Here is a 15,448-nt window from a genome sequence, read left to right as displayed (position 1 = left end):
CGCCAGCGCCGCGAGCCGCCGGGCCGGTCGTCGCGGGTGAGCGCGAGCAGCACGAGCGCCAGCACGCCCACCAGCGCGAGGACCCAGTAGCTCAGCTGCGGGGCAGCGGCGCGTACTGCGCCAGGGCCCCCGAGAGCAGGAGCGGCGAGCGCCGCGCCCGGTGGCGGTCGACACCGTCGTGAGCGACGAGAGGGCGAAAGCCGGGGGTTCGCCGAGACGTTGTCGTCGACGAGGGAGGCGCTCGCCGCACTGAGCGCGCGAGCGCGAGTGCCCACGCGCCCTGCAGGGCGCCGGCCGTGCGTAGAGCAGCGGCGACCCGAAGGCTCGCGAGCGAGAAGGCGATCGCCGAGATCAATACCGCGATGCGATGCGCGACCACCAGCAGCATCGTGCAGCCGGCGCCCGATCACGTCCGAGAGGTCGCCGACGACGAGCAGGCTCAGCAGTGAGCGCCGCGGGTAGGCCGCGAAGACCGAGGTGACGACGACGGGGGCGAGATCCCACTGGGCCGCGAAGCCCGGGTAGAGCACCGACGGCGCTCCGCTGGACCACAGGCGAGAGCGCGAGGACCAGGGTCGACACCCAGAACGCTCCGCGGCGCCCGAAGCGGATCATGCGCGGGGAGCGATCGGCTCCGCGGGCGCCGCTCACGCCGCTGCGGCGCGCAGCAGGCGGGCGCTCGCCGGCGGTCACCGGGACGCCGAGGCGGCGCCCTGCGCCGGGGGGAGCGGGCGAGCTGTAGCGCGGCGGCGCCGCACGGCGCGGTGTTGTAGGCGCGGTTGAAGTCCAGGAGGACGGGCCCCGGCGTCGGCGTCGGCCGCGCCGCCCAGGCGCTGCACCACGAGGAGCGCGGCCCACGGGGTAGCTCCGCGAGCTCCGGGTCGTCCGAGCGGTTGGTCGGGTCGCCGAAGGGACGAGCAGCGTTCCTCCGTCGTCGAAGGCCGCCACGGTGTACTCGCGGGCGCTGCCGTCGTCGACGAGCGAGAGAGGTGCATTCGCCCGGGACCACGAGCTCGCGCGTCGCGCCGTTGTCGCGCAGGTGCTCGAACGGGATGGTGCGGTCCTCGTCGACCGGCTCGAACCAGGCCTCGAGCACCCAGGCGGCGTCGAACGGGAAGGTCTCGATCGCGTCGAACGAGCGGATGCCCTCCGAGGCGGCGTCCCACACGCGGTAGCCGTACTCCTCCTCGCCGGTGTCGAGGCTCGGACGGCGCATCCGGGTGAGGGTGGCGGTGGGGCCGTAGCCGGCGAGCGCCGCCTCGTCGACGCTCCACCCGGCTCGAGCCAGCGGGTCTCGACCAGGGCGAGGTCGCCGCGGGGGCCGGTGACGCGCTCGGCGCGGCGGGCGAGCCACGACCCCAGCCGGCGCGGGCCGACTCGGGTGTCGATCGAGGCGCGGGAGGGGCGGTGATGCTGCTGCTCGTCGGAGGCATGCGGCGTGCAACGCACGGGCGCCTCGAAGTGTTCCCCGGGGTGCGGGACCGCAGATGAGACGCCTCTCATCCTCGTCTCACACCGGGCTTACGCCCCGTCGGGGAGGGCTGGGGCACGGGTCGAGGATCCGCCGTGTCCCCGGGACGCGATCGCCGCTCCGAGGGGAACGCCATGGTCATCCGCATCGCCCTGTACCTCGCACGACTCCGTGGGGCTCGGCCACGTCCGGCGCAACGTCGCACTCGCGCACGCCCTGAACACCGCGCTGCCCGAGCTGCTCGGTGAGGAGGTGACCGGGCTGCTGGTCACGGGGCAGTCCTCCGCCACCGCGTTCGCCGCTCCCGACGGCTGGGACTGGCTGGCGCTCCCCGGGGTCACCACCGGCGACCAGGGCTACCGCTCGCGCCACCTGGACGTCGAGCTGCGCACCCTCACGAGCCTGCGCGGAGGGTCGTCCAGGCCGGGCTCGCCGCGTTCGCCCCCGACATGGTGATCGTCGACCGGCACGCGTTCGGCGTGCACGGCGAGTTCGAGCCGGCGCTGTGGGCGGTGCGCGCAGCGAATTCCGCCGCGGTCGTCGTGCTCGGGCTGCGCGACGTGCTCGACCGCCGCTCCGCGACCTCGGCCGAGTGGAAGGCGATCGGCGGAGCGGCCGCCGTCCGCGAGCTCTACGACGCCGTCTGGGTCTACGGCGACCCGACGGTGCACGACCCGACGGCCACGGGGAGATCCGCCCGGTGCACGACCTCGTCGCCCGCACCGGCTTCCTCGCGAACGGACGGCTCGGCGCCGGTCACTCCGTCGTCGAGGAGCCCTTCGTCCTCACCACCGTCGGCGGAGATCGGACGGCCGCGCGATCGCCGAGGCGGCCGTCGCGGCCGAGGTGCCGGCGGGCTACCGGCACGTCGTCGTCACCGGGCCGCAGATGCCCGCCGAGCACCGCCGCGCGATCCGGCCGCCGCCGGCCCTCGACCACGGTCGTCCGCTCGGTGCCGGATGCGCTCGCGCCGCTGCGCCGCGCCTCCGCGGTGGTGAGCATGGGCGGCTACGGCACGGTGTGCGAGGTGATGAGCACCACCGCCCCCTCGCTGGTGGTGCCCCGAGCGCACCGCAGGCAGGAGCAGAGGCTGCGGGCAGAGGCGCTCGCCGCTCGCGGAGCCGTCGAGGTGCTCGAGCAGGACGACGTCACCGCCGAGTCGCTCGGCGCCTGGTTCGCCGCGCGGGTCGGCACCCGGGTGCACCGCTCGGGGATCGACCTCGACGGGCTCCTCGGCCGTCGGCCGCTCGCCGCCGGGCTCGTCGCCGCCGCCCGCGCCACCGCACGCAAGGACGCCGACCGTGCCGTCTGAGACCCCCGTCCCGAATCCCCCAGGAGCCCCGATGCCCCGCACCGCCTACGTCCTCAAGGTCTACCCCGCTTCCGAGACCTTCGTCGTCTCGGAGATCCCGGCTCGCGAGGCCGCCGGCGAGGACCTCGTGATCGTCTCGCTCCGCGCGCCCGACGACCCCCGATTCCCACCCCGAGCTCGCCCGGGTGAGCGCCCCGGTCCGCTACCTCGACAAGCCGCTCAAGGCGTCCGCGCGCCCGGCAGGGGCTGCGGGCCGCCGAGCAGTCGCCCGAGCTGATGGAGTCCGCCGCGCGCCTGCTGCCCGAGCTGCTGCGGGCGAGCCCCGAGGACGCCTCGCAGGCCGTGCAGCTCTGCCGCCGCCGTGCAGCGCGAGGGGGTGACGCACCTGCACGCGCACTTCGCCTCCAGCGCCACGACCGTCGCCCGGCTCGCGTCGCTGCTGACCGGGGTGCCCTCTACTCCTTCACCGCCCACGCGAAGGACCTCTTCCACGAGTCCGTCGACGCCGCCGACCTCCGGCGCAAGCTCGCCGACGCGAGCTTCAGCCGTCACGGTGAGCGACTACAACGTGCCGCACCTCGCCGCACGGTTCCCTCGAGCCTCGGGGCGCGTCCGCCGCGTCTACAACGGCCCGAGCCTCGAGCGCTTCGCCTTCTTCGCCGCGTCCCGGCGCGCACCGGCGTGCTCCGTGCCGCCGCGGTCGGCCGCCCTGGTCGAGAAGAAGGGCTTCCGCACTGCTCGTCGACGCCGGCCGCGGATGCTCGCCGCCGGCGGGCAGGACGTCGAGGTCGAGATCGCGGGGGGCGGCGAGCTGCACGGACGCGGCTCGACGATGCGGATTCGCCGCCCGCGTGGCCCGGAGTCGCGCGTCCGGCTCCTGGGTCCCGTGCCGCAGAACGGGGTGGCCGGCCCTGCTGCGCCGCTCCGACGTGTTCGTCGCGCCGTGCATCGCCTTCGGCGGCGACGGCAACGCCGACGGGCCGCCGACCGTGCTGCTGGAGGCGATGGCGACGGGAGTGCTGCGTGGCACCTCCGACCGCGGTCACGGGGATCCCCGAGGTGATCCGCGACGGCGACACCGGGATCCTCTGCCGCCCGGGCCGCGTCGACGACCTCGGCCCGGGCGCTCCAGCGCGTGGCCGACCCGGCCTTCGACGCTCGCCGGCGTCGGCACGTCGCGCGCGCGGCCCTGGTCGAGAGCGAGTTCGATTCACCGGGTCCAGGCCCGCACCCTCGCGGCTCTGACCCGCGACGCCTCCCGCGGCGGAGGTGGCGCGATGCGCGTCGCCTTCGTCTGCGCCGACCTCGGCGTGCCCGTGTTCGGGAGCAAGGGCTCCTCCGTCCACGCCCAGGAGAACCTCCGCGCCCTCCGCTCGCGCGGCGACGACGTGCGCGTCTGCTCGCGCCCGCGCCGTGCGGCAGCGTCCCGGCCGACCTCGCCGATGTCCCCGCGCCCGAGCACCGCACCCGGGTGCAGGATCCTGGCCGAGCGCGAGCGCGCGGCGTCGCCGCCGCGGCCGTGCACCTCGCCGAGGCGGTCCTGCTCGACGGGTGCGACCTGGTCTACGAGCGCTACTCCCCTCTTCAGCCGCGCCTCGGCGCTCGTCTCGGTCGGGCTCGGCGTCCCCGCAGGTCCTCGAGGTCAATTCGCCGCTGAAGGATCGACGAGCAGCGCGAGCACCGCGTGCTCCTCGACGAGGACGCGGCCCTCGACGCCACCCGCGCGGTCCTCGACCAGGCGGCGGTCGTCGCGTGCGTCTCCGCCCCGGTGGCGCGCCGGGCCGCCGAGCGCGGCGCCCGCGCTCCGCTCGTCGCTCCCAACGGCGTCAACACCCGCCGCATCCTCGAGGCCCTGCCCCGCGACGGCCACCCGCTCAGCGTCGGCTTCGTCGGCACCCTGAAGCTGCAGTGGCACGGAGCCGGCACGCTGCTCGACGCGGTCGCCCGCCTGGATCCCGCGCCTGTCCGCCCCGTCGTGGTGGGGGACGGACCCGAAGGCCCGGCGTCTCCGCGAGCAGGCCGACCGCCTGGGTATCGACGTCGAGTTCAGCCACCGGCGCGCGTCGCCCCCGAGGACATGCTCGGTGCAGCTCGCCCGCCTCGACGTCGGGGTCGCGCCGTGGCCCGGGCTCGCTCCGCCGAGGACTACTTCTCGCCGCGTTGAAGGTCTACGAGCGCGCTCGGCGGCGGGGCTCCCGGTCGTCGCCTCGGCGTCGGCCAGATCCCGTCGATCCTCGAGCACGGGGTCGCCGGTCTGGTCGGTCGCTCCGCGGGCGGCGAGGCGCCGTCGCCGCGGCGATCGCCGACCTCGCGGCCGATCCCGGCCCGCCGCCGCGATGGGAGCCGGGCGCCGCCCGCGCCGTCGCGGTCGCCGAGCACGACTGGTCCCGGGCGCTCGGGCGGATCCTCGACGCCCTGCCCGACGCCGGGGAGGCCGCCGCATGAGCCGCGCCGGCCGCACCACCCCCGACCCCGGTGCGCTGCGCCGCAGCCTCCACATCGTGCGCCCGCACTCAGCGCGAGCACCGCCTCCTGATGCTCGGCGGACTCGTCGCGCTGCTGGCCGAGGTGATCCTCCGGGTGCTCGGAGCCCTGGCCGCTGAAGATCGTGATCGACAGCGTCAAGCGCGAGCCTGGGCGCCACGGCCGGCGCCAACGCTGGGACGCTCTCCGGCGACGATCGGCCTCCTCGTCGCGTGCGGAGCGATCCTGCTCGGCCTCGTGGGCCTGCGCGCGATCACCGCGTACCTCTCGACGATCGCCTTCGCCCTCGTCGCCCCGCGTCGCGACGTCGCTGCGCGCCCGCGTCTTCGCGCACGTGCAGGCCCTGTCGCTGCGGTGCCTACACCCTGTCCTCGGCGGGCGACACCGTGCAGCGCCTCGTCGGCGACATCGGCCGCCTGCAGGAGGTGGCGGTCACCGCCGGCCTCCCGCTGGTCGGCAACGTCATCACGCTCGTCGTGCTCACCGTCGTGATGCTGTGGCTGGATCCGCTGCTCACGTCGCCGTCGCTCGGCGCGGCCATCGTCTACCTCGTCTCCCTCCCGGCGCAGCTCGTCGTCGATCACCAGCGCCTCGCGCTCCACCCGCAAGGGCGAGGGCGCGCTCGCCGACACCGCCCGGCAGACGCTCGGGGCGATCCGCGTCGTGCAGGCCTACGGACTCGAGAAGCGAGGTCGGCGGGAGCTGCTCAACCGCGGCAACGCCACCATGCGCTGCACCAGGGCGTGAAGGCCCGCCGTCTCGCCGCCGCGCCCGAGCGCCGCACCGACGTGATCGTGGGAGTCGCGACCGCACTGGTCCTCACCGGCGGCGGCTGGCGCGCGCTCGAGGGCAGATGACGCCGGGCGACCTCGTCGTCTTCACGATGTACCTCAAGATCGCCATGCGCCCGCTGAAGGACCTCGCCAAGTACACGGCCGCATCGGCGCGCGCCGCGGCCTCGGGGAGCGGGTCGCCGACCTGCTCGACGAGGAGATCGAGGTGCGCGACCGCCCCGGCGCCCGGCCGCTCGTCACGACGCGCGTGCCGCTCTCGTTCGAGGCGATCGGAGTCGACGACGGCTACGGCCGCCCGCTCTTCACCGACCCGTCGCTGCGGATCGGCGGCGGCGAGAACGTGTGCCTGCTCGGCGCCTCCGGAGCCGGCAAGTCGACGCTCGCGAGCCTGCTGGTGCGCGCGTCCGATCCCTGTCGCGGACACCGCGATCGGACGGCACCGATCTGCGCGACGCCACCCTGGCGAGCCTGCGCGAGCATCTCGCTCCTGCTGCAGGACTCGGTCCTCTTCGCCACGTCGGTCCGCGAGAACATCCGCTACGGACGCCTGGACGCGACCGACGCCGAAGTCGAGGAGGCGGCCCGCCGCGCGAACGCGAGCGACTTCGCCGAGGCGCTGCCCGACGGCTTCGAGACCGTGCTCGGCGAGCGCGGCGGCACCCTGTCCGGCGGTCAGCGCCAGCGCATCGCCATCGCCGGCACCGCTGCGCGACGCCTCGGTCGTCGTCCTCGACGAGGCGACGACCGGCCTCGATCCCGAGGCGCGCGCCCAGGTGGGCAGTCGCTCGCCGAGCTCACCCGAGGCCGCACGACGATCTCCATCACGCACGACCCCGCCGCGATCGCCGGCGCCGACCGCCTGCTCTGGCTCGAGGACGGCCGCATCGTCGAGGACGACCCCGAGGAGCTGCTCGGCAGCGACCCCGCGTCGCCGCCTGGTTCCGCCGCGCCGCGGTCCCCGGGACGACCGAGGAGGTGCGCGCATGACGCCCGGCACGGAGGCGGCCGTCGCCGACCTGGCCCGCCGCGACCCGGCGCTCCTCGGCCCTCGCCAGCTCCTCGACGCGCGGCGCCTCGACGACGCCCTGGGCCTCGCGGTCCGCGTCACCCGTCGGCGCTGAAGCGCGGGCGGACGTCGTGGTCGCGTTCGACGCCGCCGCCGGCCCGGGCTGGATCGCCTCGTACGCCGACCCGGCCAAGCTCGACAAGACCCGGGAGCGCGCACGGCGCATCGGGGTCGAAGCTGCGCGAGCACCCCGAGCTCCGCGCCGTGAGCGGCCTCTGCGCGCGCCGATCGCGAGCCTCGCCCTCGGTGCGCGCCTCGAGCGGCTCGAGCCCGGACTGCTCGAGCGCGCCCGCCTCCTGCGGCACAACCCGCACCGCCGGCTCGTCGTGGCCGAGGCGTCGCGCGTGGTCAAGATCGTGACCCCGGAGCGGCCGCGTCCGTCGTGGAGGTCGCGCGCGTGCAGTGCGCCCTCGCCGACCGGGGCGTCCCCGTCCTCGTCCTCGCGGTGATCGGCTCCGGCGCCCTCGACCCCGTGGTGGGGCGACGGCGATCTGACCGAGCGCCCCCGCAGCCTGCGGCGCGGCCCGGGCGGGTCCGCGCTCGCCCGACTGCACGCCGTGCGGGGCGTCCTCGTCCCGGCGGGCTCCGGCGACGAGGTCGCCACCGCGGTCCGAGCCCTCGTCGATCTCGTCCCGGATCTCGCCCCGCGGCCCGAGCGGCTCGCGGCCGGTCTCGCCGGCGCGGGCCGCCGCTCCGCCGTCGTGCACGGCGACTTCCGGCCGACCAGGTCCTCGTCGGCGACGGTGTGCGCCTGATCGACTTCGACCGCGTCCGCGCCGACGAGCCCGAGCGCGATCTGCGGCTCCTCGCGGCGGAGCCGCCGTCCTCCGGGCTCGGCGCAGCCCTGCTCGAGGCGTACCGCGCCGACGGGGAGTTCTCGACCCCGCCGCCCTCCGCCGCCGCACCGCCTCGGCCGTGCTCCTGCGCGCCGTCGAGCCGTTCCGCACCGCCCTGCCCGACTGGCGGGAGCGCCGCCGAGGCCGCCCCGCGCGGGCCGAGGAGGGGTGCTCGGTGTGCTGAGCGCGGTGCCCGCAGATCGTCGAGGACGGAGTGACGGGACCGTCACGCGCGCCTGGCCCGCTCCCGACGGCGCCGATCCGAGGCGCACGCAACCGGCTCGCCCGACGTCCGCGGCGGCCGCTGGAGTGCCCCGGGCGGGATCCGGCTCCTGCCCGCCGGCACCGACCGCCGTCTCCCCGCCCTCGAGTCCGCCCCGCCGGGAGGGCTCCGTCGTCGTCCACCGCCCCGGCCGTCGTGCCAGGTGCGCTCGGCCGACGGCGGAGCCGTGCGTGCTGCGCCCGCACGCCGCTCCCGGAGTCGGCCGCCCATGCGAGCGCCGAGGTCTTCGCCGCAGGGTTCGACCTGCCCCGGGTGCTCCACCGCGCCGGCGACCCGAGGGCCTCGTGCGCTTCGCCGCGCTGCCCGGGCGCACGCTGCTCGAGGTCGGCCTCGACCCGCGCACGACGCCCGAGCAGCGGTGCGCGGTCTGGGAGCGCTGGGCCCGGGGGTGGGCGCCCTGCCCCTGGCGCCCGCCGAGCTGCCGGAGCACGGGCCGGCCGCGGAGTCCGGCGTCGTCGCGACCTGGGCCGCGCACGCCGCGACGCAGCGGCCCGCGCACGAGCGCGCCGGCGTGCGTCGCGGCGGCCGCTCGCGTGTCGGAGTCGCTCCTCGCCGCCCCCGCCGAGCCGCTCGTCCTCGCGCACCGCGATCTGCACGACAAGCAGCTCCTCGCCGCCGAGGACGGGTCCCTGGCCCTGCTCGACCTCGACACCGCCGCGCGGGCCGAGGCCGCGCTCGATCTCGGCAATCTGCGCGGCACCTGCGGCTGCGCACCGCGCAGGGGCTGCTGCCGCCCGAGCGGGCCGCCGAGGCCGCCGCGATCGTCGACCGCACCGCCGAGAGGGCCGAGAGCGCCTCCGCACCGCCTCGACGCCCACGACACGGCAGCGCGACTCCGCCTCGCCTGCCTCTACCTGTTCCGGACCGGCCTGGCGCTGCTCGCCGCCCGGTCGCTCGCCCGCACCACCGGAAGGATCCTCGCCCCCGTGAGACCATCGACACCGAACCCGTTCCGCCGCTCGACCCGCACCGGCACGACCCCCGAGGAGACGCCCATGGCCCGACGCGGTCCCGTCCTGCCCGCGGTCGGCGCGCGCTGTCCGCCTCGCCGCGATCATCGGGCGCCGTCACCGTCGCCGGCGCGATGCAGCCGCCGCAGCAGGTCACCGAGATCGGCTCCACCCCGGTCGGCCTGAGCCGCGCCCCCGGGGCCGACGAGACGCCGACCGGGGGTCCGAGTGCCGACCCGGGCACCGCGACCGATCCCGGGACGGCGACGGACCCCGCCGCGACGCCCGCTCCCGCCGCGCCCTCCGCCGAGCCGAGTCCGCCCGCTCAGCCGAGCGGGGGCACGGCCCCCGTGCCGGTCGTCCCGGTCCCGGCCCCCGCGCCGCCGACGGCGACGACGGCGACGACGAGGACACCGACGATCCGGACGACGACGTCGACGACGACACCGACGACTAGCCCGGGGCGTCAGCCCACCATCCGGTACCCCATGCCGCGCACCGTCTCGATCCGGTCGGCGCCGATCTTGCCCTGCAGGTAGCGCACGTAGACGTCCACCACGTTCGAGCCCGGGTCGAAGTCGTAGCCCCACACCCGGCTGAGCAGCTGCTCGCGGCTGAGCACCTGCTCGGGGTGGCGGAGGAACTCCTCGGCCAGGCGCGAACTCGCGGGCGGACAGGTCGATCGTCCCGCCCTCCACCGTCGCCCGGCGCGACCGCAGATCCAGCGTCACCCCGCCGTGCACGAGCGTCCCGTCGTCCTCGCCCGCACCGGTCGCGGCGGCCTCGCGCAGCCGCAGCCGGATCCGCGCGAGCAGCTCGTCGAAGCGGAACGGCTTCGCGAGGTAGTCGTTCGCGCCGAGATCGAGCCCCTCGACGGTGTCGGTGACCGAGCTGCGGGCCGTCAGCATGATCACGGGGGAGCGTCGACCCCTCCGCCCGCAGCGCCCGCAGCACCGCGAACCCGTCCAGGCCGGGCAGCTCCGACGTCCAGCAGCACCAGGTCGAACGGGGTGCCGCGGAGGTACGACAGCGCGTCGTCCTCGCGGGCGGCGCGCGTCGTGGTGTACCCCGCCGCCCGCAGGCCCTTCTCGACGAAGGCGGCGATCCGCTCCTCGTCCTCGGCGATGAGAGGATCGTGCTCACTCGGTGCTCCCTCGTCCTGTCGTCGGTGTCGTCGTGCGGATGCCGCTCCAGCGGCAGCGAGAGGGCGAAGCGGGTGCCGCGGCCGGGCACCGAGTCGAGCTCGACCCGGCCGCCGTGCGCGCGGGCGATGGCCGACACGATCGCGAGGCCGAGACCGGAGCCGCGGATCCCGCGCCCGTCGTCGACCCGGCCGAAGCGCTCGAAGATCCGGTCGCGCGCGGCCGGCGGGATGCCGGGCCCCTCGTCGGTGACGAACAGCTCGACCCGGTCGCCGCGCCGCTCGCTGCCGAGGACGATCGTCGACCCCTCCGGGCTGTACTTCGCCGCGTTGTCGGCGAGCTGCAGCCAGGCCTGCGTCAGCGGGCCGCATCGGCGTCGATCCGGACCTCGGCGACGGGCCCGGAGCGCCACCGGGGCCTGGGGATCACCGAGACCTTCGCGAGCACCTGGCGGGTCAGCTCGCCGATGGCGGTGGGCTGCGGGGCGACGCGGTCCTCGCGCTCCGCCTCGGACAGCTCCGCGATGTCCTCCAGCAGGTGCCCCATCCGGTCCAGCTCGTCGAGCGCGATCGCCCGCGTCGACTCGACGTCCACGGGGTCGCGGGTGTCGACGAGCTCCAGGTGCCCGCGGACGATCGTGATCGGCGTGCCGAGCTCGTGCCGCACGTCGGCCAGGAGCCGGCGCTGCGCCCGAACGAGCCCTCGAGCCGGCCGATCATGTCGTTCACCGTCCGGGTGAGGTCCGGGACGTCGTCGTCGCCGGCGACCGGGATCCGCTCGCCCAGGTCGGTCGCGGTGATGCGCGAGGCGCGTCCGCCGCGCAGCTCGCGGATGGGGGAGAGGAGCCGGCCGGCGACGAACCAGCCGACCAGCCCCGTCGCGGCGAGGGCGACCAGGGCGATCACCGCGTAGCTGAGCGAGACGTCGCTCAGATCCGACAGCCGCGCGTCGGTGTCGATCGCGGTGACGAAGACGCCCTCGGTGCCCGCGCCTCCACCCGGAGCGGCACGGCCGCGTACCGCAGCGTCCCGTCGTCGGTCTCGCCCCAGCCCAGCACGGTCGCGCCGGCGGCGGTCTCCTCCGACACCCGGGCGAGGACGGCGTCGTCGTCGAGCAGGAAGCTGAGGGCGTACGGCTGCGGCTCCCAGCGTGCGACTCCGTCGACGAGGCCGACCGTGCTCCCGTCGAGCCGGGGACACCTGCCCGAGGACGGTCCGCAGCAGAGCGTCCATGTCGGTGAAGCCGGAGCCGTCGGTCGGCGCCGCGGTGAGCGGAGCGTCGTCCGGCTCGACGACCACCGCCTCCTGGGGCGATTCGACGATGGTGCGCACGCTCTCGACCTGCTGGCGCAGCTCCTCGTCGATCGACGCCAGGATCCGGTCGCGCTGCAGGAGGAACGACGCGCCTCCCGAGACGAGGAGCCCGAGCGCCGTCACGACCAGGATCGCGGCCAGGATCCGCACCCGCACCGATCGCAGGCGCCGCACGGGCGCGGACGCGGGGGTCGGGGTCATGGCGGCTCCCGGGGCGGGGCCGATGGACGGCCGTCGGGCGGGAGCGCGGCCGCCCCCGCCGCCATCATCCCAGCGGCCCGCTCGGCCCTTCCTGGAGGCGGGCCCGACGAGAGGCGCCGGAACAGAGATCGACCCCCGACGGCGGGGGCGGGGCCGCCTGCTCGGACCGGGGTCGAGCTCTTCTTGGCGTCGAGCATCCTTCGACGCGCGCCGGGTCAAGACCCCGGCCCACGAGGAGCGGGGCGGCCGTCGGCGCGGTTCCCGGCTCGCGCGGTCGTTAGACCGGACCGCCTGTTTTCCTGCGGCCCCCGGAGCGCGATCCGCCTCCCGGCCGCGACGGGCCAGCACGGGAAGGGCGCACGATGACGGACGGGAACACGATCCTCGAGACCGAGCTCACGCGCGAGCGCGAGTACGTGGCGGGGCTCTACGCCCGGCTGGACGAGCTGATCGCGCAGGCGCGCCGGGCGCTGGACACGGTGCGCATCCAGAGCGTCGGCGGCAACCACCAGAGCCGGCCGGAGCGCGACGCGTACGCCCGACTCTACGAGGACCGCATCCGGACCCTGTCGGGCGCCGACGACAGGCTCGCCTTCGGCAGGCTCACCCTCGCCGACCAGGAGACCGAGCACCGCTACATCGGCCGCATCGGCCTGCGCGACGAGGAGCAGGACACGCTCCTGCTCGACTGGCGCCGCCCCGCAGTCCGCCGCCTTCTACCAGGCGACCGCGGCGCGCCCCATGGGCACCCGCGCGCGCCGCCATCTGACCACCCGCGGCCGCGAGGTCGTCCGCTTCGAGGACGAGGTCTTCGACGAGGAGCTGCTGCGCGAGGGCACGGCGCTGCAGGGCGAGGGCGCCGCTCATGGCCGCGCTCGGCGCGGAGCGCACAGCCGGATGCACGACATCGTCGCGACGATCCAGGGCGAGCAGGACCGCATCATCCGCTCCGACCTGCGCGGCGTGCTCGTCGTGCAGGGCGGCCCCGGCACCGGCAAGACCGCCGTGGCGCTGCACCGCGCCGCCTACCTCCTCTACTCCTACCGCGACCGCATCGCCTCCTCCGGGGTGCTCGTCGTCGGTCCCTCCCGCTCGTTCCTGCGCTACATCGAGGCGGTGCTGCCCTCCCTCGGCGAGACGGGGGTGGTGCTCGACCCTCGGCAGCTCTACCCGGGCCTCGACCTCGTCGACGAGGACGACCCGGCCGTCGCGCGGGTCAAGGGCTCCGCGCGCATGGCGGAGCTGCTGCGCCGCGCGGTCCGCTCGCGCCAGGTCGCCTCGCCGAGACGCAGATCCTCGACGTCAACGGCGAGAAGCTGCGCCTCGAGCCGCACGACGTCGAGCGGGCGATCACCCGGGCGCGGGAGTCGCGCAAGCCGCACAACGAGGCGCGCGTGAGCTTCGTGAAGACCATGATCCGCGACCTCACGAAGCAGCTCGCCGACCAGCTGCGCAGCCACGGCAACACGGTCGACGAGGCCGACGAGGCCGTGCTCCGCGAGGACGTCCGCACCGCGAACGACGTGCGCATCGCGCTCAACACCGCCTGGATCCCGCTCACCCCCGAGAAGCTGATCCAAGACCTCTACGCCCGGCCGAACTGGTTCGCCACGCTCACGCCGCGCTGGACCCCGGCGCAGCGCGCGCTCCTGCCGCCGAGGCCGCGACGCGCCCTTCACGGTCTCGGACGTGCCGCTGCTCGACGAGGCCGCCGAGCTCCTCGGCGCCTACGACGACCACGCCGACGCGCAGAAGAAGGCCGAGAAGGAGCAGCGCCGTCGCGACATCGAGAACGCCGAGCAGGCGATCCGCAACATGGGCGTCGACGGTCTCGTCAACGCCAAGGACCTCGCCGCCGGGTTCGCGGAGCGCACCAGCCTTCGGCACGACCGCCGAGCGCGCCGCCGCCGACCGCTCGTGGACCTACGGCCACGTCGTGGTCGACGAGGCGCAGGAGCTCTCCCCGATGCAGTGGCGCGTGCTCATCCGCCGCTGCCCGATGCGCTCCTTCACCATCGTCGGCGACGTCGCCCAGGCCTCGGGAGCGTCCGCCGCGTCGAGCTGGGACGACGCGCTGCGCGACGGGTTCGGCCGCCAGGGCCGCGCCGGCGAGGCGCCCGTCTGGCGCATCGAGGAGCTCACCGTCAACTACCGCACGCCCGCGCAGATCGTCGCGTTCGCCGAGCGGACGGCACGGCAGAACGGCCTCGAGATCACTCCGAGCCGCTCGGTCCGCTCGACGGAGTGGCCCGTCCGCACGATCCGCGACCGCGGCGACGCGACCCTCCCCGACCGCGTCCTGGGCGCGCTCCGCGAGGACCAGGAGATCTCGACGGAGGGGACCCCGCCGTGATCGCGCCCGACGCCGACCTCGACGCGATCACCGCGCGCCTCGAGGAGGAGTTCGGCCGCGCCGTCGGCCGCGGCTCGACCGGTCTCGACCGCGCGATCGCCGTGCTGTCCACCACCGAGGCGAAGGGCCTCGGAGTTCGACTCTCGTCGTCATCGCCCGTCCGCGCCTGATCGCCGAGGCCGGCGAGCGCGGAGCCGCCGCCCTCTACGTCGCGATGACCCGCCCCACACAGCGCCTCACCCTGGTCGAGTGACTGCCGAGGGAACCCCGGCCCGTCGAGGGAACCAGTAGCACCGGGCTCCTCGACGTCCCCCGGGTTCCCTCACCCGCCCGCTCCCCGCACACCCCGCTCCCGGCCGCCCCGCTCTAAGATCGATGACCATGAGCAGCGAGAACCTGACCAAGCCCGAGGTCGACGCCCCCGAGGGCCCGGCCCTCGATTCCCTCGTCGTCGAGGACATCGTCGTCGGCGACGGCGCCGAGGCGCAGCCCGGCTCGACCGTCGAGGTGCACTACCTCGGCGTCGAGTACGACACCGGCGAGGAGTTCGACTCCTCCTGGAGCCGCGACCAGTCGATCAACTTCCCCCTGAACAATCTGATCCGCGCCTGGCAGCAGGGCATCCCCGGCATGAAGGTCGGCGGACGCCGCAAGCTCGTCTGCCCGCCGGCACTGGCCTACGGCCCCGCGGGCGGCGGGCACCCGCTGTCCGGCAAGACCCTGATCTTCGTGATCGACCTGCTCGGCACGAAGCAGTCCCTCCCGTTGCGCCCTCCGGGCGCACGCACGGCGAAGGCGCAGCCCTCTCGGGTGCTGCGCCTTCGTCGTGTCCGGCGGTCTGCGCACAGCGGATCGGCACCGAGCGGATCGGCACCGAGCGGATCGGCCCCGAGTGGATCGGCCCCGAGCGGATCAGCGCGGCTGCGCCTTCCTCACGCGGTCGACCAGCTCGCGCCAGGCACCGTCGAGCTCCGTCTCGCCGAGCCGCACGTGGTGCGTCTGCACCTGGATCTCGTACACGAAGCGGTCGGGCCGCCCGGCAGCGTGCTCGGGGGACGCGGCACGCGGCGGTGACGGGGCCGAAGCTTCGTCCTCGTCCCACGGCAGAGAGCCGAGAAGCTCGCGCCAGGCGCGCTCGTCCGGCTGCTCCTCCACGTCGACCCGCCACACGCGCCGGAGTCCGGCGAATCCTCCGCCGCGCGACACGATGACGTCCATGCGCGCGATGGTACTCGCCCGGTCT

At 75.6% G+C, this 15,448-nt stretch carries 19 protein-coding genes and 4 pseudogenes; 16 read left to right on the top strand and 7 right to left on the bottom strand.

What is annotated here, in order from left to right; translation table 11 throughout:
- Positions 1–91 precede the first annotated feature (91 nt).
- Together AC0CII_RS00405 and AC0CII_RS00400 are read right to left on the bottom strand one after the other, a co-directional pair.
- Entirely contained in the window at positions 92–379 is a 288-nt protein-coding gene (locus tag AC0CII_RS00405) for a hypothetical protein (RefSeq protein ID WP_465228363.1), read from the bottom strand.
- A 60-nt stretch (positions 380–439) separates the two neighbouring features.
- Positions 440–1,354, bottom strand: a complete 915-nt coding sequence (locus AC0CII_RS00400; RefSeq protein ID WP_465228362.1) for a DUF1684 domain-containing protein — start codon at positions 1,352–1,354, stop codon at positions 440–442.
- Positions 1,355–1,642: 288 nt separating this feature from the next.
- Here AC0CII_RS00400 and AC0CII_RS00395 point away from each other — a divergent pair, with 288 nt between their 5' ends.
- The 13 genes from AC0CII_RS00395 to AC0CII_RS00335 all read left to right on the top strand — a co-directional run bounded on the left by AC0CII_RS00395 (position 1,643) and on the right by AC0CII_RS00335 (position 9,382).
- The gene (locus AC0CII_RS00395; RefSeq protein WP_465228361.1) at positions 1,643–1,927 is read left to right on the top strand and encodes a hypothetical protein; all 285 of its coding nucleotides are present in this window, start codon (positions 1,643–1,645) and stop codon (positions 1,925–1,927) included.
- Complete coding sequence (locus AC0CII_RS00390; RefSeq protein WP_465228360.1) at positions 1,921–2,469, top strand: hypothetical protein; 549 nt, start codon at positions 1,921–1,923, stop codon at positions 2,467–2,469. Before AC0CII_RS00395 ends, AC0CII_RS00390 begins: the two co-directional genes overlap by 7 nt.
- The gene (locus AC0CII_RS00385; RefSeq protein WP_465228359.1) at positions 2,424–2,783 is read left to right on the top strand and encodes a glycosyltransferase; all 360 of its coding nucleotides are present in this window, start codon (positions 2,424–2,426) and stop codon (positions 2,781–2,783) included. The genes AC0CII_RS00390 and AC0CII_RS00385 overlap by 46 nt, the downstream gene beginning before the upstream one ends.
- 31 nt (positions 2,784–2,814) lie before the next feature.
- Positions 2,815–3,060 carry a hypothetical protein gene (locus tag AC0CII_RS00380; RefSeq protein WP_465228358.1) on the top strand — a complete coding sequence of 82 codons (246 nt, stop codon included), beginning with the start codon at positions 2,815–2,817 and terminating at the stop codon, positions 3,058–3,060.
- Positions 3,061–3,159: 99 nt separating this feature from the next.
- Positions 3,160–3,846, top strand: coding sequence for a hypothetical protein (locus AC0CII_RS00375; protein WP_465228357.1), 687 nt, complete (start codon positions 3,160–3,162; stop codon positions 3,844–3,846).
- A gap of 72 nt (positions 3,847–3,918) precedes the next feature.
- Positions 3,919–4,440 carry a hypothetical protein gene (locus AC0CII_RS00370; RefSeq protein WP_465228356.1) on the top strand — a complete coding sequence of 174 codons (522 nt, stop codon included), beginning with the start codon at positions 3,919–3,921 and terminating at the stop codon, positions 4,438–4,440.
- Between the two features lie 27 nt (positions 4,441–4,467).
- A complete protein-coding gene (locus tag AC0CII_RS00365; RefSeq protein WP_465228355.1) occupies positions 4,468–4,947 on the top strand; it encodes a hypothetical protein in 480 nt (159 codons plus the stop codon).
- Positions 4,944–5,228 carry a hypothetical protein gene (locus tag AC0CII_RS00360; RefSeq protein WP_465228354.1) on the top strand — a complete coding sequence of 95 codons (285 nt, stop codon included), beginning with the start codon at positions 4,944–4,946 and terminating at the stop codon, positions 5,226–5,228. Before AC0CII_RS00365 ends, AC0CII_RS00360 begins: the two co-directional genes overlap by 4 nt.
- Before the next feature lie 90 nt (positions 5,229–5,318).
- Positions 5,319–5,759, top strand: coding sequence for a hypothetical protein (locus AC0CII_RS00355; RefSeq protein WP_465228353.1), 441 nt, complete (start codon positions 5,319–5,321; stop codon positions 5,757–5,759).
- Positions 5,693–6,124, top strand: a complete 432-nt coding sequence (locus AC0CII_RS00350) for a 6TM ABC transporter family protein (RefSeq protein ID WP_465228352.1) — start codon at positions 5,693–5,695, stop codon at positions 6,122–6,124. Before AC0CII_RS00355 ends, AC0CII_RS00350 begins: the two co-directional genes overlap by 67 nt.
- Before the next feature lie 142 nt (positions 6,125–6,266).
- Positions 6,267–7,487, top strand: a complete 1,221-nt coding sequence (locus AC0CII_RS00345) for an ATP-binding cassette domain-containing protein (RefSeq protein ID WP_465228351.1) — start codon at positions 6,267–6,269, stop codon at positions 7,485–7,487.
- Between the two features lie 37 nt (positions 7,488–7,524).
- Positions 7,525–8,181 (top strand): hypothetical protein, encoded by a 657-nt coding sequence (locus AC0CII_RS00340; protein WP_465228350.1) that lies wholly within the window; start codon positions 7,525–7,527, stop codon positions 8,179–8,181.
- Positions 8,182–8,416: 235 nt separating this feature from the next.
- A complete protein-coding gene (locus AC0CII_RS00335; protein WP_465228349.1) occupies positions 8,417–9,382 on the top strand; it encodes a phosphotransferase family protein in 966 nt (321 codons plus the stop codon).
- 280 nt (positions 9,383–9,662) lie between these two features.
- On the opposite strand, the pseudogene AC0CII_RS00330 reads toward AC0CII_RS00335, so the two are convergent.
- From AC0CII_RS00330 to AC0CII_RS00315, 4 genes and pseudogenes are all read right to left on the bottom strand, one after another.
- Positions 9,663–10,322: pseudogene (locus AC0CII_RS00330) on the bottom strand (response regulator transcription factor).
- Between the two features lie 122 nt (positions 10,323–10,444).
- Positions 10,445–10,750: pseudogene (locus AC0CII_RS00325) on the bottom strand (sensor histidine kinase); the annotation flags it as partial.
- Positions 10,696–11,004: a histidine kinase dimerization/phospho-acceptor domain-containing protein gene (locus AC0CII_RS00320; RefSeq protein ID WP_465228348.1), complete on the bottom strand. Its 309-nt coding sequence runs from the start codon at positions 11,002–11,004 to the stop codon at positions 10,696–10,698. The gene AC0CII_RS00320 and the pseudogene AC0CII_RS00325, both read right to left, overlap by 55 nt.
- Positions 11,005–11,051: 47 nt before the next feature.
- Positions 11,052–11,570 (bottom strand): annotated as a pseudogene (locus tag AC0CII_RS00315) (HAMP domain-containing protein); the annotation flags it as partial.
- A gap of 1,023 nt (positions 11,571–12,593) precedes the next feature.
- Between AC0CII_RS00315 and AC0CII_RS00310 the strand changes: the two are divergent.
- The 3 genes and pseudogenes from AC0CII_RS00310 to AC0CII_RS00300 form a co-directional block, all read left to right on the top strand.
- Positions 12,594–13,250, top strand: coding sequence for a UvrD-helicase domain-containing protein (locus tag AC0CII_RS00310; protein WP_465228347.1), 657 nt, complete (start codon positions 12,594–12,596; stop codon positions 13,248–13,250).
- A gap of 291 nt (positions 13,251–13,541) precedes the next feature.
- The gene (locus tag AC0CII_RS00305) at positions 13,542–14,375 is read left to right on the top strand and encodes a hypothetical protein (protein WP_465228346.1); all 834 of its coding nucleotides are present in this window, start codon (positions 13,542–13,544) and stop codon (positions 14,373–14,375) included.
- A gap of 211 nt (positions 14,376–14,586) precedes the next feature.
- Positions 14,587–14,952: pseudogene (locus tag AC0CII_RS00300) on the top strand (FKBP-type peptidyl-prolyl cis-trans isomerase); the annotation flags it as partial.
- Between the two features lie 165 nt (positions 14,953–15,117).
- Here the strand turns inward: AC0CII_RS00300 and AC0CII_RS00295 are convergent.
- On the bottom strand, positions 15,118–15,423 hold the full coding sequence (locus AC0CII_RS00295; protein WP_465228345.1) for a protealysin inhibitor emfourin: 306 nt from the start codon (positions 15,421–15,423) through the stop codon (positions 15,118–15,120).
- Positions 15,424–15,448: the final 25 nt, after the last annotated feature.

The sequence above is a fragment of the Rathayibacter sp. AC182 genome (assembly GCF_979253875.1).
The sequence above is the reverse complement of the archived record's forward strand: the minus strand, read 5'-3'. Positions and strand labels throughout refer to the sequence as shown.

What these genes read in the sequence shown, in the direction of transcription:
- AC0CII_RS00310 (WP_465228347.1), top strand. Translation starts at nt 12,594, where the DNA reads ATGGGCACCCGCGCGCGCCGCCATCTGACCACCCGCGGCCGCGAGGTC.
- AC0CII_RS00380 (WP_465228358.1), top strand. Translation starts at nt 2,815, where the DNA reads ATGCCCCGCACCGCCTACGTCCTCAAGGTCTACCCCGCTTCCGAGACC.
- AC0CII_RS00390 (WP_465228360.1), top strand. Translation starts at nt 1,921, where the DNA reads ATGGTGATCGTCGACCGGCACGCGTTCGGCGTGCACGGCGAGTTCGAG.
- AC0CII_RS00295 (WP_465228345.1), bottom strand. Translation starts at nt 15,423, where the DNA reads ATGGACGTCATCGTGTCGCGCGGCGGAGGATTCGCCGGACTCCGGCGC.
- AC0CII_RS00355 (WP_465228353.1), top strand. Translation starts at nt 5,319, where the DNA reads ATGCTCGGCGGACTCGTCGCGCTGCTGGCCGAGGTGATCCTCCGGGTG.